Annotated in this window: 22 protein-coding genes; 10 read left to right on the top strand and 12 right to left on the bottom strand. The window is 66.0% G+C overall.

Annotated features, from left to right (window positions below):
• Positions 1 to 34: 34 nt before the first annotated feature.
• Positions 35 to 871: a helix-turn-helix transcriptional regulator gene (locus DFR67_RS13175; RefSeq protein ID WP_146240439.1), complete on the bottom strand. Its 837-nt coding sequence runs from the start codon at positions 869 to 871 to the stop codon at positions 35 to 37.
• A gap of 142 nt (positions 872 to 1,013) precedes the next feature.
• Between DFR67_RS13175 and acs the strand changes: the two genes are divergently transcribed.
• Positions 1,014 to 2,957 (top strand): acetate--CoA ligase, encoded by a 1,944-nt coding sequence (acs, locus tag DFR67_RS13180; RefSeq protein WP_110469993.1) that lies wholly within the window; start codon positions 1,014 to 1,016, stop codon positions 2,955 to 2,957.
• A 106-nt stretch (positions 2,958 to 3,063) separates the two neighbouring features.
• On the opposite strand, the gene DFR67_RS13185 is transcribed toward acs, so the two are convergent.
• Positions 3,064 to 3,570, bottom strand: a complete 507-nt coding sequence (locus DFR67_RS13185; protein WP_110469994.1) for an SRPBCC family protein — start codon at positions 3,568 to 3,570, stop codon at positions 3,064 to 3,066.
• Between the two features lie 190 nt (positions 3,571 to 3,760).
• Between DFR67_RS13185 and DFR67_RS13190 the strand changes: the two genes are divergently transcribed.
• Positions 3,761 to 4,279 (top strand): phage holin family protein, encoded by a 519-nt coding sequence (locus DFR67_RS13190; protein WP_110469995.1) that lies wholly within the window; start codon positions 3,761 to 3,763, stop codon positions 4,277 to 4,279.
• Between the two features lie 4 nt (positions 4,280 to 4,283).
• The gene (locus DFR67_RS13195; protein WP_110469996.1) at positions 4,284 to 5,216 is read left to right on the top strand and encodes an alpha/beta fold hydrolase; all 933 of its coding nucleotides are present in this window, start codon (positions 4,284 to 4,286) and stop codon (positions 5,214 to 5,216) included.
• 72 nt (positions 5,217 to 5,288) lie between these two features.
• On the opposite strand, the gene DFR67_RS13200 is transcribed toward DFR67_RS13195, so the two are convergent.
• From DFR67_RS13200 to nth, 4 genes are read right to left on the bottom strand one after another with little or no spacing between them, the layout of a single operon-like run.
• On the bottom strand, positions 5,289 to 6,485 hold the full coding sequence (locus DFR67_RS13200) for a MarP family serine protease (RefSeq protein WP_110469997.1): 1,197 nt from the start codon (positions 6,483 to 6,485) through the stop codon (positions 5,289 to 5,291).
• On the bottom strand, positions 6,482 to 7,219 hold the full coding sequence (locus DFR67_RS13205) for an NUDIX hydrolase (RefSeq protein WP_110469998.1): 738 nt from the start codon (positions 7,217 to 7,219) through the stop codon (positions 6,482 to 6,484). The genes DFR67_RS13200 and DFR67_RS13205 overlap by 4 nt, the downstream gene beginning before the upstream one ends.
• Complete coding sequence (locus tag DFR67_RS13210; RefSeq protein WP_245937922.1) at positions 7,216 to 7,950, bottom strand: TlpA family protein disulfide reductase; 735 nt, start codon at positions 7,948 to 7,950, stop codon at positions 7,216 to 7,218. The genes DFR67_RS13205 and DFR67_RS13210 overlap by 4 nt, the downstream gene beginning before the upstream one ends.
• A gap of 3 nt (positions 7,951 to 7,953) precedes the next feature.
• Complete coding sequence (nth, locus tag DFR67_RS13215) at positions 7,954 to 8,634, bottom strand: endonuclease III (protein ID WP_245937939.1); 681 nt, start codon at positions 8,632 to 8,634, stop codon at positions 7,954 to 7,956.
• A 223-nt stretch (positions 8,635 to 8,857) separates the two neighbouring features.
• Between nth and DFR67_RS13220 the strand changes: the two genes are divergently transcribed.
• Both DFR67_RS13220 and DFR67_RS13225 read left to right on the top strand, forming a co-directional pair.
• Positions 8,858 to 9,106, top strand: a complete 249-nt coding sequence (locus tag DFR67_RS13220; protein ID WP_110469999.1) for a hypothetical protein — start codon at positions 8,858 to 8,860, stop codon at positions 9,104 to 9,106.
• A gap of 193 nt (positions 9,107 to 9,299) precedes the next feature.
• Complete coding sequence (locus DFR67_RS13225) at positions 9,300 to 9,974, top strand: Crp/Fnr family transcriptional regulator (protein ID WP_110470000.1); 675 nt, start codon at positions 9,300 to 9,302, stop codon at positions 9,972 to 9,974.
• A gap of 88 nt (positions 9,975 to 10,062) precedes the next feature.
• Here the strand turns inward: DFR67_RS13225 and DFR67_RS13230 are convergent, their stop codons facing one another.
• Positions 10,063 to 10,869, bottom strand: coding sequence for an MBL fold metallo-hydrolase (locus DFR67_RS13230; RefSeq protein ID WP_110470001.1), 807 nt, complete (start codon positions 10,867 to 10,869; stop codon positions 10,063 to 10,065).
• Between the two features lie 24 nt (positions 10,870 to 10,893).
• On the opposite strand from DFR67_RS13230, the gene DFR67_RS13235 reads away from it, so the two are divergent.
• Positions 10,894 to 11,865 carry an enoyl-CoA hydratase/isomerase family protein gene (locus tag DFR67_RS13235; RefSeq protein WP_110470002.1) on the top strand — a complete coding sequence of 324 codons (972 nt, stop codon included), beginning with the start codon at positions 10,894 to 10,896 and terminating at the stop codon, positions 11,863 to 11,865.
• A gap of 20 nt (positions 11,866 to 11,885) precedes the next feature.
• On the opposite strand, the gene DFR67_RS13240 is transcribed toward DFR67_RS13235, so the two are convergent.
• Positions 11,886 to 13,259 carry an amidohydrolase family protein gene (locus tag DFR67_RS13240; RefSeq protein WP_245937923.1) on the bottom strand — a complete coding sequence of 458 codons (1,374 nt, stop codon included), beginning with the start codon at positions 13,257 to 13,259 and terminating at the stop codon, positions 11,886 to 11,888.
• The gene (locus DFR67_RS13245; protein WP_110470003.1) at positions 13,217 to 14,389 is read right to left on the bottom strand and encodes a CoA transferase; all 1,173 of its coding nucleotides are present in this window, start codon (positions 14,387 to 14,389) and stop codon (positions 13,217 to 13,219) included. Before DFR67_RS13245 ends, DFR67_RS13240 begins: the two co-directional genes overlap by 43 nt.
• Positions 14,390 to 14,478: 89 nt before the next feature.
• Between DFR67_RS13245 and hypB the strand changes: the two genes are divergently transcribed.
• On the top strand, positions 14,479 to 15,243 hold the full coding sequence (hypB, locus tag DFR67_RS13250; RefSeq protein ID WP_110470004.1) for a hydrogenase nickel incorporation protein HypB: 765 nt from the start codon (positions 14,479 to 14,481) through the stop codon (positions 15,241 to 15,243).
• Positions 15,244 to 15,252: 9 nt separating this feature from the next.
• Here the strand turns inward: hypB and DFR67_RS13255 are convergent, their stop codons facing one another.
• Together DFR67_RS13255 and sp36 are read right to left on the bottom strand one after the other, a co-directional pair.
• Positions 15,253 to 15,717 (bottom strand): RidA family protein, encoded by a 465-nt coding sequence (locus tag DFR67_RS13255; protein WP_110470005.1) that lies wholly within the window; start codon positions 15,715 to 15,717, stop codon positions 15,253 to 15,255.
• 7 nt (positions 15,718 to 15,724) lie between these two features.
• Positions 15,725 to 15,889, bottom strand: a complete 165-nt coding sequence (gene sp36, locus DFR67_RS13260) for a Sp36 family protein (protein WP_094647762.1) — start codon at positions 15,887 to 15,889, stop codon at positions 15,725 to 15,727.
• An 88-nt stretch (positions 15,890 to 15,977) separates the two neighbouring features.
• Between sp36 and bagA the strand changes: the two genes are divergently transcribed.
• Positions 15,978 to 17,000: an ATPase BagA gene (gene bagA, locus DFR67_RS13265; protein ID WP_245937940.1), complete on the top strand. Its 1,023-nt coding sequence runs from the start codon at positions 15,978 to 15,980 to the stop codon at positions 16,998 to 17,000.
• On the top strand, positions 17,000 to 18,094 hold the full coding sequence (gene bagB / locus DFR67_RS13270; protein WP_110470007.1) for an ArsA family ATPase: 1,095 nt from the start codon (positions 17,000 to 17,002) through the stop codon (positions 18,092 to 18,094). The genes bagA and bagB overlap by 1 nt, the downstream gene beginning before the upstream one ends.
• A 67-nt stretch (positions 18,095 to 18,161) precedes the next feature.
• Here bagB and DFR67_RS13275 read toward each other — a convergent pair whose 3' ends face one another.
• Positions 18,162 to 18,479 (bottom strand): WhiB family transcriptional regulator, encoded by a 318-nt coding sequence (locus tag DFR67_RS13275; protein ID WP_084839115.1) that lies wholly within the window; start codon positions 18,477 to 18,479, stop codon positions 18,162 to 18,164.
• A 248-nt stretch (positions 18,480 to 18,727) separates the two neighbouring features.
• Here DFR67_RS13275 and DFR67_RS13280 point away from each other — a divergent pair, with 248 nt between their 5' ends.
• Positions 18,728 to 21,160 (top strand): penicillin-binding protein, encoded by a 2,433-nt coding sequence (locus DFR67_RS13280; RefSeq protein WP_110470008.1) that lies wholly within the window; start codon positions 18,728 to 18,730, stop codon positions 21,158 to 21,160.
• Positions 21,161 to 21,191 lie beyond the last annotated feature (31 nt).

Here is a 21,191-nt window from a genome sequence, read left to right on the forward strand (position 1 = left end):
GCCAGCGTACTGCGCACTCCTCGACCGTCCTGAGTCAGAGCAGATCGAGAACGTGGCCTGCGGCCCGTGCCTTGACCACGGCCTCGTGCCGATTGTGTGCTCCCAGCCGGACCATCGCGGCACGGAGGTAGGTCTTGACGGTGTCGACGGTCAGACCGAGGCGGTCCGCCACCACGCGGTTGCCGAAACCCATCGCGACCAGCGTGAGCACCTCGAGCTGGCGGGGAGTGAGAGGCACTGACGGTTCACCGGTCGGGCTCGCGCCACCCATCTGATCGACGAGGTCGAGCAGTCGGCGCCGGGTCTCGGCGTCACCGGAGACCGCCGCGATGTCGCGGATCTCGTCCAACCACTCGGCGGCCTGGACCTGCGACTGCTGCAACGTGGCCATCGCACCGAGGCGGCGGTCGACCTCGTCTCGGGTTCGCAGTTCGGCGGCGACCCGGCCGGCTTCCACCGACAGCGCCGCGACGGCCTCGTCGTCGAGGTGTCCCCCACCACGCCAGCCCGCGTAGATCAGACCGCGCACCGAGCCGTCGACGACGATCGGCGCTGCAGCGAGGTCGGTGATGCCTTCGCCGAGGATCTGGTCGTCGAAGTCGTGGGTGATCTCGCTGGCCGACCCGTAGTCGCGGATGAGCGTGGTGCGCTTGTTCAACCAGATCAGCCCACCGAGTCCTCGCTGCGGGGTCACCGTGATCGTGCGCAGCGCCGCGGTCTGATGGCCGACCGATTCGGTTACCGCAATGGCGCCCTGCTCACGCAGACCTGCGAAGACGACAGGAATGCCCGTCACACGCCGCAGTCGCACGCTCGTTGCGCGCACCAGCTCGCGATCGCTGGGGCGGAGCACGGTGTTGTCGACACTCATCAGCACTATCCACTTTCGGGGCTATTGCCATTGATGATGCCGCAGACATCATGTGGTGCACAACACAGTGACCCCTCACACGGGTCACAGGCCGGCTCGATCGACACCGATTCCGGGCGGCCGAGAAGCTGAAAGGGAACCGATGAGTGATGGCACCGCACCCGTGACGTACGCCCCGCCGACCGCATTCGTGGAGCAGGCGAACGCCGGACCCGAACTGGAGCAGGCCGCCGAGGCCGACCGATTGGCGTTCTGGGCCGAGCAGGCCCGCCGCCTGCACTGGGAGACCGACTTCGGCGACGTCCTCGACTGGTCGAATGCCCCCTTCGCGAAGTGGTTCGTCGGCGGCAAACTCAATGTCGCCTACAACTGCGTCGACCGCCACGTCGAGGAAGGCAACGGCGACCGCGTCGCGATCCACTGGGTCGGCGAACCCGGCGACAGCCGCGACGTCACCTACAGCGACCTGCTCGCGGAGGTCTCGCAGGCGGCGAACTACTTCACCGAGATCGGCCTGGTCTCCGGCGACCGCGTCGCGATCTACATGCCGATGGTCCCCGAGGCGATCGTCACCATGCTCGCCTGTGCCCGCCTGGGTCTGACCCACTCGGTGGTGTTCGCGGGATTCTCCGCCGCCGCGTTGCGGTCGCGGGTCGACGACGCCGAGGCGAAGCTCGTGGTGACCACGGACGGCCAGTATCGGCGCGGTAAGCCGGCACCACTCAAGGCGGGTGTCGACGAGGCGCTGGGCACCGGCGACGACGCGGCCAAGTCGATCGAGCACGTCTTGGTCGTCAACCGCACCGACTCCGACATCGATTGGGTCGACGGTCGCGACCTCTGGTGGCACGAAACCGTCGCCAAGGCCGACACCAAGCACGAGCCCGAGGCCTTCGACGCCGAGCACCCACTGTTCCTGCTCTACACCTCGGGGACCACGGGAAAGCCCAAGGGCATCGTCCACAGCTCCGGCGGTTACCTGACCCAGGTCAGCTACACCTTCCACAACGTCTTCGACCACAAGCCGGGCAAAGACGTCTTCTGGTGTGGCGCCGACATCGGCTGGGTCACCGGGCACAGCTACCTCGTGTACGGACCGTTGTCGAACGGCGCCACCGAGGTGGTCTACGAAGGAACGCCCAACTCCCCCAACGAACATCGCCACTTCGAGGTCATCGAGAAGTACAAGGTCGGCATCTACTACATCGCGCCGACCCTGATCCGGACCTTCATGAAGTGGGGACGCGAGATCCCCGATGCCCACGACCTGACCTCGCTGCGACTGCTCGGCAGTGTCGGCGAGCCCATCAACCCAGAGGCCTGGCGTTGGTATCACGAGGTCATCGGCGGAGAGCGCTGCCCGATTGTCGACACCTGGTGGCAAACCGAAACCGGGGCGATCATGATCTCGCCGTTGCCCGGCATCACCGCCACCAAACCCGGTTCGGCGATGGCGACACTCCCGGGCATCAGCGCCAACATCGTGAACGAGAAGGGCGAGTCCGTCGGCGCCGGCGAGCAGGGATTCCTGGTGCTCGACAAGCCGTGGCCGTCGATGTTGCGCGGGATCTGGGGCGACGAGGAGCGATTCAAGGACACGTACTGGTCGCGGTTCGCCGAGCAGGGCTGGTACTTCGCAGGTGACGGCGCACGCTACGACGACGATCACGCGCTGTGGGTCCTCGGCCGCATCGACGACGTCATGAACGTCTCGGGTCACCGGATCTCCACCTCAGAGGTCGAGTCGGCCCTCGTCGGGCACCCCAGCGTTGCCGAGTCGGCGGTGATCGGTGCCACCGACGCCACCACGGGACAGGGCATCGTGGCGTTCGTGATCCTGCGTCAGGGTCGCGAGGACACCGGCGATCAGCTCATCAAGGAGCTGAAAGACCACGTGTCAAAGGACATCTCACCGATCGCGAAGCCGCGGGAGATCTACATCGTCCCGGAGTTGCCCAAGACGCGGTCCGGCAAGATCATGCGCCGTCTGCTCAAGGATGTCGCCGAGGGTCGCGAACTCGGTGACACCTCGACCCTGGTCGACCCCTCAGTGTTCGACGCGATTCGTCAGCAGCGCAAGGGCTGACCGAGCGCGCTGACTGCTCCACGCACCGAGATCGGCCCCAGCTGATGGGGGCGAGGGCATACTGCCCTCGAACCCCGCTCAGGGGGCCGATCTGGGTGCGAAGTCTTCAGCGAAGTGTCGCGAAGTGCTTCACGGTGTCCGTCTCGAGCGTCCCGAACGCCTTGGCCGAGACGGGCAGCGCAAACTTCGACGTCCGAGCCATCGGCCCACCGAGTTCGATGGCGAAGGACCAGGTGAACCGGCATCCACGTTCTGCGGGTTCGATCTCGCTCAGCTCGCCGAATCTGCGCAGACCGGGAACGTTGGCCTGCTCGACATAGAAGGCGTTGCGGTACCGCTGGGTCTGCGGATCCTCGTCCCAGCAGAAGAACCTCTCCGACAGTCGCGCATAACCGGGCGCGAGCTGCGCCGAACGGGTGGTCCCGACGCCGTACGGCGCCGGTGAGGTGAAGTTGATGGCCTTGATCAGGCGGCACCAATCCAGGGTGTTCTGCCTGGTCAGTTCAGCCCACGCGCGTTCCGGTGACACCGGGAGGTTCACCGAGAACTTGTGCGTGACGGGTGCCGTGTCGAAAAAGTCCAGATCGAAGGATTCGAGCGCGTACGTGGGCATTGTCGCCTTTCGTGTGCATGTGCTCTCACGCCGGCGACCACCTGCTTTTGGAGTCCGCCTACCCGCGTAAAAGGTCCGATGAGCCTGCAATCAATCCTGGCATGGCAACATAAGGCTACAAACCCCGGCGCTGCGAAAGTCGAACGTCCGGGTGGTCTCGGATGTCGTATCCGAGGATGGAGGAGTAGTAGTGACGCTGGACGACCGCCCATCGGGAGATGTTCCGCCGAACGTCTCGTCGATCCCGTTGTCCGACCCGAACGTGCGCCCCGGCGGCGATCCGAGTGTCGGGGCCCTGGTCAAAGAAGCGACGACGCACCTGTCGACCCTGTTCCGTGCCGAATTGGCGCTGGCCAAGGCGGAGCTGACAGGCGAGGCGAAGAAGGCGGCGATCGGCTCAGGGCTGATCATCGTCGCGCTCACCGTGGCGCTGTACGCCAGCCTGTTCTTCTTCTGGTTCCTGGGCGAGTTGCTGTCCGAGTGGCTGCCCCGGTGGGCTGCCTTCGGCATCGTCTTCTTGATCCTTCTCGTCGCGGCCATCATCACCGGGCTCGTCGGCTACATAGTCTTCAAGAAGATGACCGGACCGAAGAAGACCATCGCGTCCGTGCAACACCTGTCCGATGTACTGCCGTCGGGACACGACGGTTCGGTTCATCCTGCCGCCGACCTGAGCAAGCCGAACACCGCCAAGGCGTTCAAGGGCTGAGGATTTGGTATCCCCGGACCCGTCGACCGTTCGTTTCACGGGCCCGTGGCGGCATCATGACGTGCGGGCGAACGGGGTTCGGTTGCACGCGGTCGAGTGCGCCGATCAGCCGAGCTCTGATCGGCCGCTGGTCCTGCTCATGCATGGTTTCGGCGAGTTCTGGTGGAGTTGGCGGCACCAGCTCCCGGCGCTGACCGCGGCCGGCTACCGGGCGGTCGCGGTGGACCTGCGGGGCTACGGCGACAGTGACAAACCGCCACGCGGCTACGACGGCTGGACCCTCGCCGGTGACACCGACGGGCTGATCCGGGCGCTCGGCCACGCCGACGCCACCATCGTCGGCCACGCCGACGGTGGGCTCGTGTGCTGGGCGACGGCGACCCTGCATCCGCGGTCGGTGCGCTCGATGGCCGTCATCGCCTCGCCCCACCCCCAGGCCTTGAAGGACGCCAGCCTGCGCGACCGCGCTCAGCGCAAGGCGTTTCTCGCCGGGTTCTTACGCGCCCAGATCCCGCGGACGGCCGAACGCGACCTGGTCCGCGACGACGGAGCCATGATCGAAGAGATGATGCGCAGCAATTCTGGGCTGCGCTGGCCGATGACCGACGACTTCGCCGACGCCGCGGCCCGCAACCGCTCGGCGATCCAGATCGCCGGCGTCGCGCACTGCAGCCTGGAGTATCGGCGGTGGGCGTTCCGGTCGCAGTTCCGACCGGACGGCAGCCGCTTCCTGGAACTGATGGACAAGCGCCTGCAGATCCCGGTGCTGGCGATCCGCGGCGAGCTCGACAACTACATCCGCCGCCCGACCCTCGCGGCCAGTGCGAAGTGGGCTGCCCACCTCGACCTCACCGAGATCGCGGGCAGTGGCCACTATGCCCACCAAGAGGCGCCCGATGAGGTCAACCGCCAGCTGATCGAGTTCGCAGGCCGCTGACCGAGCCCGATCTTGGTGGCTTTTGGTGACGCCGACCTCTTCAAACAGTCGCGGGAACCCACCAAAATCGGGTCAGGAATGGACGCAGGATTGGGTGTTCACCGCGGTGCTGAGCCGTTCGGATTCGGCCAACCCCGGCTTCACCTGATCGGCGGTGAGCACGAATCCGGTTTCGCTGGTCGGGTCCTCGGCGGCACCGAACACGACGCCGAGCACCTCCCCGCGCGAGTTGATCAACGGCCCGCCCGAGTTGCCCTGCCGGATCGACCCGCGCACGGTGTAGACCTCGCGGGTGACGGACGTGTTCGGGTAGATACCCGGACCTCTGAGCTGGATGACTTCGCGGATCCGCTCCGCGCTGGCGTTGAACGGACCCGCCTCGGGATAGCCGAGCGCGATCGCGTCCTCGCCGGTCTTGGCCAGCTTGTCCGCGAATCGCATTGCGGGCGCCTGCAGGCCGGGGACGTCGAGCACGGCGATGTCGGTCGCCGGATCGAAATAGACGACGGTGGCGTCGAATTGGTCATCGGAGGCCACCACATGCAGAGTGGTCGTCCCGGCGACGACGTGGGCGTTGGTCATGACCCGTTCGGGCGAGACGACGAAGCCGCTGCCCTCGAGAGCCTGGTTGCAGCTGGGCGCGATGCCCTCGATCTTGACGACGCTGGGGCGTACCTGGTCGACGATCGGCTGGTCGAGCAGTTCCTGATTCGGTGGTTCGACACTGGTGATGGGAGTGCGCCCGAACGGTCCGATCGCCTCTTTGAGCCCGGAGCTGTCGAACATGTCCCAGAACTCACGCGGAAGTCGTTGCATCCACTGCGGGGCAACCGAGTTGATCTCCTCGATCACCCTCGACTCCCGGACAGCGCTCGCGATCTCCGGTTGCGCCGACGTGCTGATGGGAGTGGCGAGCACCCAGGCCGCGAGCAGGACCGCGACGGCCTGCAACAGCGAGCCGACCACCGAGTCCGCGCGACGCACCGACAACGTCCGGATGCCGCTACGAGCGGCGCGGCCCAGGACCATGCCGGAGATCTCACCCACGATCACCAGCGCGACCAGCAACAGCACCCCGGCGACGAGCCGCCAGCGCTGGTCCTCGATGTTGCGGATCAGGTGCGGAGCCAACAACACTCCGGCAGCCGCGCCGAGCAGCACCCCGATGAACGCCATCGCGGACGACACCGCGCCCTGACGGTATCCGGAGGCAGCGGCGAGCAGCGCGATACCGATCACCAGGATGTCGACCCAGGCGGCCCCGCTCACTCCTGGCCCACCTTCTCGAGTTCACCGGCGAGGTCGCGGCTGTCGGATTTGTCCCAGGGGATCTCCCAGCCCGCGGCTTCGATGATCGCCGCGAGCATGCCTCCGGTGAAACCCCAGACCAGCATGTCATCGACCGCAAACGCCGGCCCCTGATAGACCCGGCCCCCGCCGATGGTGCGCTGCACCTGGAACCTGTTGTGCGGGTTCACCAGATCGCGCACCGACACCCGTGTCACCCGCGCGGTCTCCCCCACGTCGACGACACCGACCTCGGACGGTTGGGGCCAGTACGCCAGCACCGGCGACACCTCGAAGCCCGATGGCGGGACGGGGAACATGTCGAGGATGGCCAGCTCGCTGACACCTGCCGGATCGAGACCGGTCTCCTCGACCGCCTCTCGCATCGCCGTGCCCACCGGGAAATCGTCCTCCGGATCCCGAGCACCGCCGGGAAACGCGACCTGTCCGCTGTGATTGCGCAGGGTCGCCGCACGCTGGGTCAACAACACCTCTGCGTCGGCGGGGACGCCACCGTGGTGGGTCGCGTCGCCGTTCCAGTCGCCGCTGAACAATACGAGTACCGCCGCGGGCCGGGGGCTGCGCATCATCGCCCGCATCAGCCGCTCGGTCATGCCGCCCCGGTCTTCGACCGAACGGGTCACCCCGTCGAGATTGGCGATCAGCCCGCGCATCCACGGCGGCACCGACGTGGCCGGCACCAGGACCTGGGTCATGCGGCGACGCCCAAGTACTTGTCGACGACTTCGGCCACCTCGTCGGTGGAGTCGAACACGGTGGGCAATACGGCCGCGACCGTGCCATCGGCGCGGACGAGCACCGTCGCCGGGTAGACGCGCGGCACCCCGAGCGCTGCTGCGATCTTCGATTCGGTGTCGACGACGGTGGGGAGCCGGACCCCGATCTCGGAGAGCAGGTTCAGCGACAGGAACGGATTCTCCGACCCTTCCTTGCCCTGGACGGTCAGCACCCGCACCCGGTCACCGACCTGCTTGGCGTATTCGTCGATCACGGGCAGCTCGGCACGGCACGGTCCGCACCAATGCGCCCAGATGTTCACCAGCATCGGCGTCCCCGCGGTCGCCGCACCGAGATCCACCTGCGATCCGTCGGCCAGACACGGCACGCTCACCCCGGCCAGCTTTGACCCGACAGGCGCGGGACCGACCGGCACGGGACACGGCTCCAGGGCCGCCTGCAGCCGGGCGTTGGCCATGTCCTCGTCCGATACGTTCGCCTGCAAGCCCGGCACGGCGGTGCTCCCGCTCTGCGATATCCCGTTCGGCGCCGGCGCCGGGCTCTGCGCCTGCCGCGGCCAGATGGCGACGATCAGGGCGATCACGACCACGAGCACAGCGATCGTCCACCGCGCTGACACCGACAGGTGAAACCGCGGGCGCCCGGGTGGGTTCGTCGCGGGTCGATTCATCTCTTCCAGATCGGGCACGGCCTACATCCCCGCCAATGCCAGCAGATGATCGGTCTCGGGACCCTTCACCAGCTTCGCGGCCTCCGCCTTCTCGACCGGGCCCAGCCCGTAGGAGGGGCAGTCGGCCGCCAGCACACAGACCCCGCAGGCCGGCTTGCGCGAATGGCACACCCGACGCCCGTGGAAGATCACGCGGTGCGAGAGGTCAGTCCAGTTCTTGCGCTCGATCAGCTCACCCACGGCATGCTCGATCTTCACCGGGTCGGTCTCGTCCGTCCATTTCCAGCGCGCCGCCAGCCGACCGAAATGGGTGTCGACGGTGATTCCGGGCACACCGAAGGCATTGCCGAGCACGACGTTGGCGGTCTTGCGGCCGAAGCCCGGCAGCGACACCAGATCGCTCAGATTGTTTGGCACCTCGCCATCGAATCGCTCCACCAACGCCTGACCCAATCCCATGATCGAGTTGGCCTTGTTCCGGTAGAAGCCGGTCGACCGGATCATCTCCTCGAGCTCGGTCCGATCGGCACCCGCGTAGTCCTCCGCAGTGCGGTACCGCCGGAACAAAGCCGGGGTGGTCAGGTTCACCCGCACGTCTGTGCACTGGGCCGACAGGATCGTGGCCACCGACAACTCCAACGGATTCGTGAAGTCGAGTTCGCAGTAGACGTGGGGAAAAGCGGTCTGTAGGGAGCGGTCCATCCGCCGCGCCCGGCGGACAAGGCCGGTCCGGGTCTCGACACCGCGCTGCGCCGCAGTCCTGGCGCGCTTGGCACCTGCCTTCGAACTCACCAATTCAGAGTACGGCGAGCTGTCACCGACAGGCGTATCGGCTGTCATCCGCTCGCCTCACAGGCAGCGGCGTGACGCCTTCGGTGCGGCGATCGTGTCTCTTCTGAGACCTGGGTTGTGTTTACTACTCCCCATGCACGGACTCGCCGTACTCCTGTTCCCCGCGGTTCTCATGCTCTTCGCTCTGGCGATGGAGCGTGTGGAGAACCAGCTCGAACGCCTCAACGTGCGGGTCGACCACGTCGAGGAGTTCTTGGAGTCCGCCGAGCCGGAGCAGATGGACACCCTGGCCAGGCAGGGCTTCCCCGCAGCGCTCGACGAGTTCCGCGACCGCAGGATGCCCACCCCCGTCGAACCAGGCGAATCGATCCGCGCCAGCTGACGATCGAAGGACTCACCCATCGAGCCGTCTCCCGCCATCTGGTGGAGCTCCGTCTCCCGCGCCGATGGGGGTAAACACAATCTTTCGGAATGAATACCCGTAGACTTGCCTGCGGGTGACAAACACAACACTTTGATCGTTCGTACACCCGCGAGTGAACGCGGTCTGGCTGGACCCTTAGAAAGGGGCGTAAGTGGAAGAAGTACTGGCGCGGGCGGGCATATTTCAAGGAGTTGAGCCCACCGCCGTCGCGGCACTGACCAATCAGCTTCAGCCGGTTGATTTTCCACGCGGACACATCATCTTCAATGAGGGCGAGCCCGGAGATCGGCTCTACATCATCCTCTCGGGCAAGGTGAAAGTCGGCCGCAAGTCCGTTGACGGCCGCGAAAATCTGCTGACGATCATGGGCCCGTCCGACATGTTCGGCGAGTTGTCCATCTTCGATCCCGGCCCCCGTACCTCGTCGGCGACCACGGTCACCGAGGTTCGCGCGGTGTCGATGGACCGTGAAGCACTCCGGTCCTGGATCGCCGACCGTCCCGAGATCGCCGAGCAGCTGCTGCGCGTGTTGGCTCGTCGCCTGCGCCGCACCAACAACAACCTCGCCGACCTGATCTTCACCGACGTGCCCGGACGTGTGGCCAAGCAGCTCTTGCAACTGGCGCAGCGGTTCGGAACGCAAGAAGCAGGCGCGCTCCGCGTCACCCACGACCTGACGCAGGAAGAAATCGCTCAGCTCGTCGGTGCTTCACGTGAAACCGTCAACAAGGCGCTGGCCGATTTCGCCCAGCGCGGCTGGTTGCGACTCGAAGGCAAGAGCGTACTGATCGCGGACTCCGAGCGTCTGGCTCGCCGAGCTCGCTGAGTTTTTTCCACAGAACCACCCGTTTCGGTCAAACCATCCAGGTGTGAACCCCTGGGTATGACCAGAACGGGTGGTTTTGTGTGGAGAGCTACTCGTCGGCCAGGTAGGCCAGCTGGGTCTTCACCGACATCTTGGCAGCGGGCCACAGCTTCTTGTCGACGTCCGCGTACACCTTCTTGACCACTGCGAGGGGCTTGACCGTCGCCGGCGACTCCCCGAGTTCGTCGAGTGCCGCACGCACCTGGTCGATGCGGTCTTCCCGGTGCTTCTTGTAGAACCGGGCCAGCGGGATCAGATCCGGATGGTCCGGGCCGTGGCCGGGCAGCAGCGCTGCACCTTCACCCTCGACGATCAGCCGGTTGAGCGAGTTCATGTAGTCGCGGAGTGTGCCGTCCTGCGGATCGAGCACCGTCGTCCCGCCGCCGAGGATCGTATCCCCGGTCAGCATCACTTTGCGACCATCGTGTTCGACGAGAAAGCTCACCGAGTCGCCCGTGTGACCGGGGGTGTGGAGCACGGTGATCCTCAGACCGGCAGCGTCGATGACCTCGCGGTCTCTCAAGGTGGCGGCACCTTTGGTGTACTTCTCGGCCCGCGCCCGGATCGGGGCTCCGGTCTGCTCCCGGAAGTACTTGATCGCGCCGGTGTGGTCGTAGTGCCGGTGGGTGATGAGACCCAAGACCACGTTTCCCTGCGCCGCAACGGCTTTGACGTGCTTCTTCTTACCTTTGGGGCCGGGGTCGACGACCACACAATCGTCCTGGCCCGGGGCCCGCAGGATCCAGGTGTTGGTGCCATCGAGGGTCATCATCCCCGGGTTGTGACACAGCAGCACGGACGCGAAATCGGTGACCGGTCGAACGACGCCATAGGCAGGATGCTGCGGTGCATTCATGCCCCTCAGGCTAGCGTGAGCAGCATGTCAGGTTCCCCGGCGACACCATTGTTCGTCGATCTTGCAGACCCCACGCTCGCAGCGTGCCCCCGGGATGCGCTCCCCGGGGTTGTCGTGGCCTACTGCCGGGGCCTGCCACCGGAATCCGCGGCGCCGTGGCTCGACCACGCGACCTTCACCCTGACCGAGGACTCCACCGCCGATCGCCGGATGGTTCAGGTCGAGTCGATCGACTCTGCCGTCACGGCGATCACCGAGAACGTCGGCCTCCGTCCGGTGGCCGCCGCGGTCTGCGACGACGTGTTGCGTGCCGACGCCGCCCGGGCCGGGACCCTGAGCGGCCTGATCACCGAGTCACTGGCCTATTCGACGCTGCAGGCCGGGCCAGAGTTCGCACGCTGGCTCGCCGACCAGGGTCCCCGTCAGACGCACCGGCAAGACGACCCGGTGCTGCTCGATCGCGACGGTTCGTCGCTCGAGATCAGCTTCAACCGACCGACCAGGCACAACGCGTTCAGCAATGCCTTGCGCGCAGGGTTGATCGATGCCCTGACCGTCGTGCTCGCCGACCTCACCGTCGACTCCGTCACATTGAGTGGGCAAGGCCGGTCGTTTTGCAGCGGTGGGGATCTGACCGAGTTCGGTATGTTCACCGATCCCGCGAACTCGCACCTCGCCCGGACCAGGTACAGCCTGGGGCTGCTGCTCGATGCCGTCGCAGAAGGACTCGGGCCGCACTTCCGGGCCCGCGTGCACGGCGCCGTACTCGGCAGCGGACTGGAGATGGCGTCGTTCTGCCCTCACGTGAGCGCCCACCCCAGCACCATCTTCGGACTGCCCGAACTCCAGTTGGGGCTGCTCCCCGGTGCGGGCGGCACCGTCAGCATCCCGCGCCGAATCGGGCGGTGGCGCACCGCGTTCCTTGTGCTGAGCGGGCGGCGGATCGACGCCACCACTGCGCTCGACTGGGGCTTGATCGACGCCATCGACGTCTAGACGGCTCAACAAGCGAGAGTTCACCGGTTTCGGTAGAGCACGCCACCGATCACAGTGCCTGCCACCAGCTCTGCGGTCAGCTCGTCGAGGACGACGTCCGACGGCTCGGACAGCAGCGTGAGGTCGGCGCGGGCCCCCGGAGCCAACACCCGAGCTTGAGCGGGTGCGAGGGGTTCACCGAGAAAAAGCCTCAGGGCAGTGTGGGCCGAGACCCGTTCCGGCACAGACAGCACCGCCCCGGACGCGCAGAGTCGATCGCGGGCCGCCCGCATACAGGCCCAGGGGTCGAGGTCTCCGAAGGGGGCATCGGTGCCTGCGGCCACCGCGACCCCGGCACGCAGCAGACTCGCGAGGCGCCACAGCTGCGGGAGATCGGCGGCCGGGATGTCCTGCAGATACTGCTCGCCGCGTTCTGCGACGAAGTTGGGTTGTGTGACCACGGTGACGCCGAGGTCCACCAGATCGTCGATCATCTCCTCGGGAACCATGGCAGCGTGCTCGATCCGGTCCCCCACCATGGACCCTGCGGCGCGCAGTGCCGCCACCGCCACCACCAGCTGGACCACCGTCACGCAGTGCATCGCTACCGCGACCCCTTTGCGGTGGTTGCGTTCGACCCACTGCGTGAGGTCGTCGAGGTCGAGGGTGTCGTCGTCGAGAATGCGCTTGATCGGACCGAAGCCCAGGTGGGTATGGCCGGTGTCGTGCGAGAGCACCAGCACCCGTTGCCGCAGTCGGCCGTCGCCCACGGCAGCGTCGAAGGAATCCAGTTCATCCGCAGTAAGATTCGGCGTCGCCTCGGTCACCCCCACCACGCCGTAGGCGCTCAGCCGGGCACTGACAGGTGCGAAATCAACCGGTGCGTGCACTGTCGACGCGGCAACTTCCGCGTCTTCACGGAACAGCCGGCCCGTCGGGTGGTCCGACCGGCCGAGCGCGGCGAGCCCGGCCGAGTTCAGGATCCACATCGCGCCGCTGCGGTGTTGAACACGCACTGGAACAGTCGATATCACGTCGTCCAGCTGACGCCGGTCGAGTTCGCCGGCCACACTGTCGTGATAACCGACTGCTCTGATCCAGCCGTCCTGGCGGGGTTCGGTGGCCCGCAGCACGCGCCGCAACGCCTCGGCGTCGGCGACCTCCGGGGGGCCGACCGACACCGACGCACCGGCGGCGGCCACCGCCCGCAGGTGTACATGGTGATCGTGCAAACCGGGGATCACGGTGCCGCCGGCGAGATCGACGACCTCTTCACCGGTGCGAGTTCGCACGTGGGGCCCGACGTCCAGGATGATGTCGCCCTCAGTACGTATCGAGAGGGCCTCGCCCGTGATCGCCTGGGCGTTGACGATCAACACCTGCCGGACCGTTCGTCTGCCAGCTGCCGAACCCATTGCTCATCAACTATTTTCACCGGACGCCTGACGATCGCCGGCACCGGAGGCGGGCTGACCACAGCCTCCGACCGTGACGGCACAAGTGGACATGCCGCATAGCGGGCGGCCACGCCTGCCATCGCGACATCGAGGACTTCACCGCCACCTCGGCTCAGCGATTCGAGGACGGCGTGAGCGGCCTCGAGCCCGGTCAACGGATCCGCGATCGCGTCACCGCAGAAGACCGGACCGTGGATACCGCTGCCCACCAGACCACCGGCCACCGCAGCGTCGTCTCCGAACGCGACCCGGTCGCGCTCGTCCTGCCCTGCGCCGTAACCGGTGATCCGGACCCAGACCCGGCCCGGCCGAGGAGCCCGGGTGCCCGCGGAGAGTCCGGCCTGCTCGAGCGCGCGAGGTCGCGATGCCTCGATCACCACATCCGCGACATCGAGTAACGCTGCGAGCAGCGGGGATTCGCCGGACACCCGCGCCGAGAACTGCAGCTTGCCACCGTTCATCCAGTCGAAGAAATCCGCATTACCGTAGCGGGCGCCATCGGGCCGATCCGGGCTCTCGACCTTGATGACCGTGGCGCCCAGCCCGCGCAGCAGCTGCCCGCACAGCGGACCCGCCCACATCGCGGACAGGTCGACCACCAGCAGACCCGGATCGATCGGACGCTCGCAAGCAGCCCACAGCTGTTGCGCCACAACAGGTTCTCCGGTATGAGAGCCCAGGGCAGCGCACGGCATCCCCAGCAGACGTCCCCGTTCGACGAGGTCGTCGGCCCTGCGATCCGAGGCTGCGTCGGCGAGCACCTGCCACGGATCGGCGATCGGTTCACCCGTCTCGAGCAACGCTCCGAGGACGTCGAGATCACTCGGCCGGGCGAGCGTGAACACACACCAGGTGTCACGGCAGCGGATCAACCGGGTGCTGCCACCGACCGAGGTCCGGCCTGCGCGTGAGGTCCCCGTCAGTCCCGCCCGGCCGGCGAGCAGCAGCGCCGCATCCACCCCGAACGGAGCGGCACGCCGGTCGGCCCTCTCCAGGATCCGAGACCGTGAGAAGTCGGGTGGGTCGTCGGGTTCACCCGTCAGGTGGGCAAGTCCGCTCTCGGCCCATCGCCTCGTCGGCGCGGTCATCGCGCCGCCTGCAGGGCCGATCGGCTCACGACTCCTCCTCGAACGTTCATCGTCGCTCCACCCTATGCAACCAGTGCTTACCATCAGGTATGGGCCGATTTCATCGTCACGACGAACCGCACCTCCACGCCGACGGAACGACGCACGCTCATTCCCACGATCACGGCGACCACAGCGGTTACGAGACCGGCGCCGAGCGGGTCGACGTGCTGGAGGCGATCTTCACCGAGAACGACGCACGGGCCGACCTCAACCGCACTGCGTTCGCCGGCGCCGGGGTGCAGGCGGTGAACCTGATGAGCTCACCCGGATCAGGCAAGACGGCGATCCTCGCGAAGACCCTCGATGCCTTACGGGAGTCGGTGCGCGTCGGGGTCATCGAAGGTGACATCGCCACTGATCTGGACGCAGTCCGGTTGGCGGACAAGGGCGCTCAGGTTTCGCTGATCAACACCGATCAAGGTTTCGGCGGCGAGTGCCATCTCGATGCACCGATGGTGAACCGGGCGATGCAAGGGCTGGACCTGTCCGAACTCGACCTGGTGATCATCGAGAACGTCGGGAATCTGGTGTGTCCCGCGGAGTTCGATGTGGGCGAGCACGCCCGGGTGATGGTCTATTCGGTGACCGAGGGTGAGGACAAACCTCTCAAGTATCCGCTGATGTTCGGCCGGGTACACGTGGTGTTGCTGAACAAGATCGACCTGTTACCGCATCTGGATGTCGAGATGCAGGACTTCCTCGACAACATCGCCGAGACCAATCCGGCGACGCGGGTGATCCCGGTCAGCGCGAAGACCGGGGAGGGTCTCGACCAGTGGTACCGGTGGCTCAGCGGGCTCCTCGCCCGCTGAGTCCCGGGACTAGACCTCGACTATCAGTTCGACCTCGACCGGCGCGCCCAGCGGCAGTTCCGCAACGCCGACCGCTGCTCGCGCATGGCTACCCGCTTCGCCGAATATCTCGCCGAGCAGGTTCGACGCACCGTTGATCACCTGTGGCTGGCCCGTGAACCCCGGTGCCGAGGCCACGTACCCGACGACCTTGACGATGCGCTTGATCGAGTCGATCCCGACCAGCCCATCGATCGCGGCCAGCGCGTTCAGCGCGGCGATCCGCGCCGCTTCGGTGGCCTCGCCTGGCCGAACCACACCTTCGGCGCCTTCGGAGACCTTGCCGTGGACGGTCAGTTCGCCACCGAGGATGGGCAGCTGTCCCGAGGTGTAGACCAGATTGCCGGTCTGGACGGCCGGCACATACGACGCCAGCGGTGCCACCACCTTGGGGAGCACGATGTTCAGTTCGGTCAGTCGCTCCGACCAGGTCATGGTTCGATCAGCCCTTTGCGCGTTTGAGGTAGGCGACATGCTGTTCGCCGGTGGGGCCCGGCAGTACGCTCACCAGCTCCCAGCCGTCGGCACCCCACTGATCGAGGATCTGTTTCGTGGCGTGTGTAAGCAGCGGAACGGTGACGTACTCCCAAGCGGTTGTCTCACTCATGTCAGTAGCCTAACCGCTGGGTATCCGCACGCCAGAGGTGACCGAGCCAACAATGCCGTCTGAGGCTTATGGCTCCGATCCGGTGGATATGGTGATCGTTGTGACCCAAGACGAGCCTCCGGGCTACAACTGGCCAGACGTCGCGAAGAAAGCACGCTTGCATTTTGTGTCCGGCAAGGGCGGGACCGGGAAGACCACGGTCGCTGCCGCGCTGGCGCTTGCGCTCGCCGCCGACGGTAAGAAAGTCCTCCTCATCGAGTGCGAAGGTCGCCAGGGGATCGCCCAGATCTTCGACGTCCCGCCGCTGGCACCGACGGAGACCAAGGTGGCCACCGCCGAGGGTGGCGGTCAGGTGTCGGCGCTCGCCATCGACATCGAGCACGCTCTGCTGGAGTACCTCGACATGTTCTACAACCTCGGATTCGCCGGGCGGGCCATGCGCCGCATCGGTGCGATCGACTTCGTCACGACCGTCGCGCCGGGGCTTCGCGATGTTCTGGTGACGGGCAAGATCAAGGAAACCGTGGTCCGCGTCGACAAGAAGGGCAAGCGCGTCTACGACGCGGTGGTCGTCGACGCACCGCCGACCGGGAGGATCGGCAACTTCCTCGACGTCACCAAGGCCATGGCCGACCTGACCAAGACCGGTCCGCTCCGCAATCAGAGTGACGGCGTCGTGAAGCTGCTGCACTCCCCCGATACCGTCGTCCACCTGGTGACCCTGCTCGAGGCGATGCCGATCCAGGAGACCATCGAGGCGGTGGCAGAGTTGGAGAGCAAGGACCTGACCATCGGATCGCTCATCATCAACCGTGTTTCGCCGCAGCACCTGCCTGCTGATTCGATCGCGGACATCGCCGACGGCGTCATCGACGCCGCGCAGCTGCGGAAACACCTCGACACCTCCGGGCTCACCATCACCGAGGCCGACTTCGAGGGTCTGCTCGCCGAGACCATCGAGCATGCGAGCCGGGTACAGGCGCAGCTCGAGGCGGGCGCCGACCTGGACTCGATGCACAAGGACAAGCTGGTGTTGCCGAACTTCGATGACGGCGTCGACCTCGGCGGGCTCTACGAGCTCTCGGAGACCCTCCAGAAGGCAGGTGCCTGATGCCCATCGATCTGAAAATGGGCAAGATCCTCGACGACAGGGGCACCAAGGTCGTGATCTGTTGCGGCGCCGGTGGGGTCGGCAAGACCACCACTGCTGCCGCGATGGCCGTCTATGCGGCGGAGCGCGGCCGCAAGGTGGTGGTGCTGACCATCGACCCGGCCAAACGTCTCGCGCAGTCACTCGGGATGAGCGAACTCACGAACAGTCCGCAGCCGGTGAAGATCGACGGTGACGGCTCCCTCGACGCCATGATGCTCGACATGCGACGCACCTTCGACGAGATGGTGACGCAGTACTCGCCGCCCGATCGGGCCGAGGCCATCATGAACAACTCCTTCTATCAGACCGTCGCCTCCTCGTTCTCCGGAACTCAGGAGTACATGGCCATGGAGAAGCTGGGCCAACTTCTGGCACAGGATGATTGGGATCTCGTAGTCGTCGACACCCCGCCCTCGCGCAATGCCCTGGACTTCTTGGATGCCCCGCAACGACTGGGGTCGTTCCTCGAAGGCCGGCTGATGAAGATGCTGGTCGGCGGCGGTCGCGGCGTGGGCCGCGTCGTCACCGGCGTGGTGGGCCTGGCGATGAAGGGCATCTCGACCATCATCGGCGGCGAGACGCTGCGGGACGTGTCGGTGTTCGTCCAGTCACTCGATTCGATGTTCGGCAGCTTCCGCGAACGCGCCAACAAGACCTACCTGTTGCTCAAGCAGCCGGGGACCCAGTTCGCCGTGGTGTCGGCAGCCGAACCCGACGCACTGCGCGAAGCCGCGTTCTTCGTCGACCGCCTGTCCGAGGAGAAGATGCCGCTCGCGGGTCTGATCCTCAACCGCACGCATCCCAATCTGACGTCGATCAGCGGCAGCGCCGCCGAAGCCGCCGCCAACGCGGTCGATGATCCGCTGACGAAGGCGGTGCTGACGATCCATTCCGAGCGGGCAACCACCGGCAAGCGTGAGCTACATCTGCTGCAGAGCTTCACCTCGTCGCATCCGACGGTCCCGATCGTCGGCGTACCGTCACTGCCTTTCGAGGTGGCCGACATGACGGCCCTGCGCGCCGTCGCCGAGCAGATCACCAGCAAGGGCTGAGACAGAGCAGTACGAACACAGAGAACCGCCCCCGAGAGATCGGGGGCGGTTCTCTGTGTTTGGTTGTCTAGCCGACGCTGATGGTCTGCCGCCGGCGTTGGGTCTCGAAGAAGTCACTCCACGAGGTGACTTCCGGATGCTGGCGCAACAGCGCTCGACGCTGGCGTTCGGTCATGCCTCCCCAGACCCCGAACTCCACACGATTGTCGAGCGCATCCGCACCGCACTCGAGCTGAACAGGGCAATGACGGCAGATGGTTGCCGCCTTGCGCTGCGCTGCGCCTCGTACGAACAGCTGATCCGGATCCACTTCCCGGCACCTGGCCCTGGCCACCCAAGCCAGTCTTGCTTCGTTCTCTACGGTCGCAGCTGCCGCTTTTGCCATTACGATCCCCTGTCTGAAGCACAATACTGACGTCTGCCGCCACATTTGAGGCCGAATGTTACGTGAGTCACATTCGATTAGAACCCAATCTATGGACCCCGGTCAGCCATCGTCAAGACCTGGACCGAAAAAAGTGGCACTTACGTGCAAACCCCCATTTCAAACTGATCACGCGAGCAGCTCGATACGCAGCCGACTTGCGTCCGGCACGTATCCTTGCGGTCGTGCCAAAGTCGAAATCGCTGTCCATGCTCGCCGGCTGCTGCATTCTCGCCGGTGTGCTGGTCGCAGGATTGCTGTTCCCGGTTGCCGGCGGGTTGGGGCTGGTCTCCAACCGCGCCGCCGACACCGTGCAGAACGTCTCCTCCGAACTGCTCGAGGGCACCGTTCCCGAGGTGACGACCATGACGGACGTCAACGGGAAGCCCATCGCGTTCCTCTACGACCAGCGGCGCACGCAGGTCGGCTACAACGACATCTCCCCCGAGATGATCCGGGCGATCATCTCGATCGAGGACAAGCGCTATCTCGACCACGATGGAGTCGACTGGAAGGGCACCATCCGTGCTTTCCTGAAGAACTCGTCGTCCGGTGAGGTCCAGCAGGGCGCTTCGACCATCGACCAGCAGTATGTGAAGAACTACCAGCTGCTCGTCCTGGCCCGCACCGACGCTGATCGCCGCGCCGCCACCGAGACCACTCCTGCGCGCAAGCTCAAAGAGGTCCGGATGGCGCTCACGCTCGAGGAGACCCTGACCGAGCAGGCCAAGCGGGACAAGAACCTCACCGACGAGCAGGCCAAGCAGGAGGCGAAGAAGGAGATCATCACCCGCTACCTCAATGTGGTGCCGTTCGGTAACGGCGCGTACGGCATCGAGGCGGCGGCGCGGACCTACTTCAACAAGTCGGCCAAAGACCTCACCATCCCGGAGTCGGCGATGCTCGCCGGCATGGTGCAGTCCAGCTCGGCACTCGACCCGTACACGAATCCCGAAGGTGTCACCGAACGTCGCAACCTGGTGCTCGAGACCATGGTCGACAACTTCCCCAACAGGGCAGCCGAGTACCAGGCAGCGGCGAACACCCCGCTCGGGGTGCTGCCGACGCCGGGATCGCTGTCCAACGGCTGCATCTCAGCCAATGACGCCGGGTTCTTCTGTGACTACGCGCTGCAATTCCTTGCCGAGAACGGGCTGAGCCGCGACACCATCGCGCGCGGTGGGTACACCATCCGCACCACGCTCGATCCCACCGTTCAGCAGGCGACGATGACCGGCGTCCAGAACATCACCGACCCCAACCTCGAGGGTGTCGCCACGGTCATGAGCGTCATCAAACCCGGTACCGAGTCGCACGACATCATGTCGATGGCGTCGAGCCGCGTCTACGGTCTCGATCAGAACGCGAATCAAACCGTCCAGCCCCAGCCGTTCTCGATGGTCGGCGACGGTGCCGGCTCGGTCTTCAAGATCTTCACCGTGGCCGCAGCCATGGAGAAGGGCCTCGGCGCCGGATCGTCGTTGCAGGTCCCGGCCACGTTCCAGGCCCAGGGCATGGGTAGCAGCGGCGGCGTCAACGGTTGCCCCGCCAACACCTACTGCGTGAAGAACGACGGCAAGTACCCGGCTCAGATGTCGGTGACGGCAGCACTGGCGCAGTCCCCCAACACCGCGTTCGTGAAGTTGCTCCAGGATGTCGGCGTCTCGTCGGCCGTGGACATCGCGGTCCGCCTCGGGCTGCGCTCGTACACCAATCCGGGCACGTCGGGCGAGGGCGATCTCAGCCTGGCGGACTACTTCAAGCAGAACAATCTGGGGTCGTTCACACTTGGGCCCACGGCGGTCAATGCGCTGGAACTCTCCAACGTCTCGGCCACCCTCGCCTCGCACGGCGTCTGGTGCCCGCCCAACCCGATCGCGTCGATCACCCAGCCCAAGCGCGACAGCTACGGCAACCAGGTCCTCGCACCGGACGGCAAACCCGCCGTACAGGAGGTCGCGTTCGAGCGGCCCAAGTGCGAGAAGGCCGTGGAGCCCGGGCTCGCCGACACCCTCGCGAACGCCCTGAGCCAGGACGATCGCGGATCGGGCACTGCCGCAGGCGCGGCCAGCTCGACCGGATGGAGCCTGCCGCTCGCCAGCAAGACGGGAACCACCGAGGCGCACCGTTCGTCCGCGTTCCTGGGGTTCACCAACAACCTGGCCGCGGCGACCTACGTCTACAACGACTCCCCAACGCCGTCGGAATTGTGCTCCAGCCCGCTCACACAGTGTGGCTACGGCAACCTCTACGGCGGCAACGAACCAGCCCGGACCTGGTTCAACGCGATCTTGCCGGTGGCCAACAACTTCGGGCCGACAGCGCTGCCACCGAACGATCCGACGTATGTCAGCGGCGTCGGCGGTAAATCCGTGCCGAGTGTCTCGGGGCTGAGCGCCGACGAGGCGACGAATCGACTCGAAGCCGAGGGCTTCAAGGTCGCCAGGCTCGACACCGACAGCGGGCAGTCCGCGGGCACGGTGGTCTTCACCGCGCCCGAGGAGACCGCCATCCCGGGCAGCACGGTCACCATCTACGTCAGTACCGGCCAGACCCAGCTCCCGAGCAGGACCAGAGCCCCGTCACCGCCGACGACCATCACCGTGCCCGGGGTCGGGCCGATCGTGATCCCCGTCCCCTGACCCGATGTTGGTGGGTTCTGGCGAGCATTTT

Origin of the sequence: Williamsia limnetica (genome assembly GCF_003217475.1) — a bacterium.
Classification (GTDB): Bacteria; Actinomycetota; Actinomycetes; order Mycobacteriales; family Mycobacteriaceae; genus Williamsia; species Williamsia limnetica.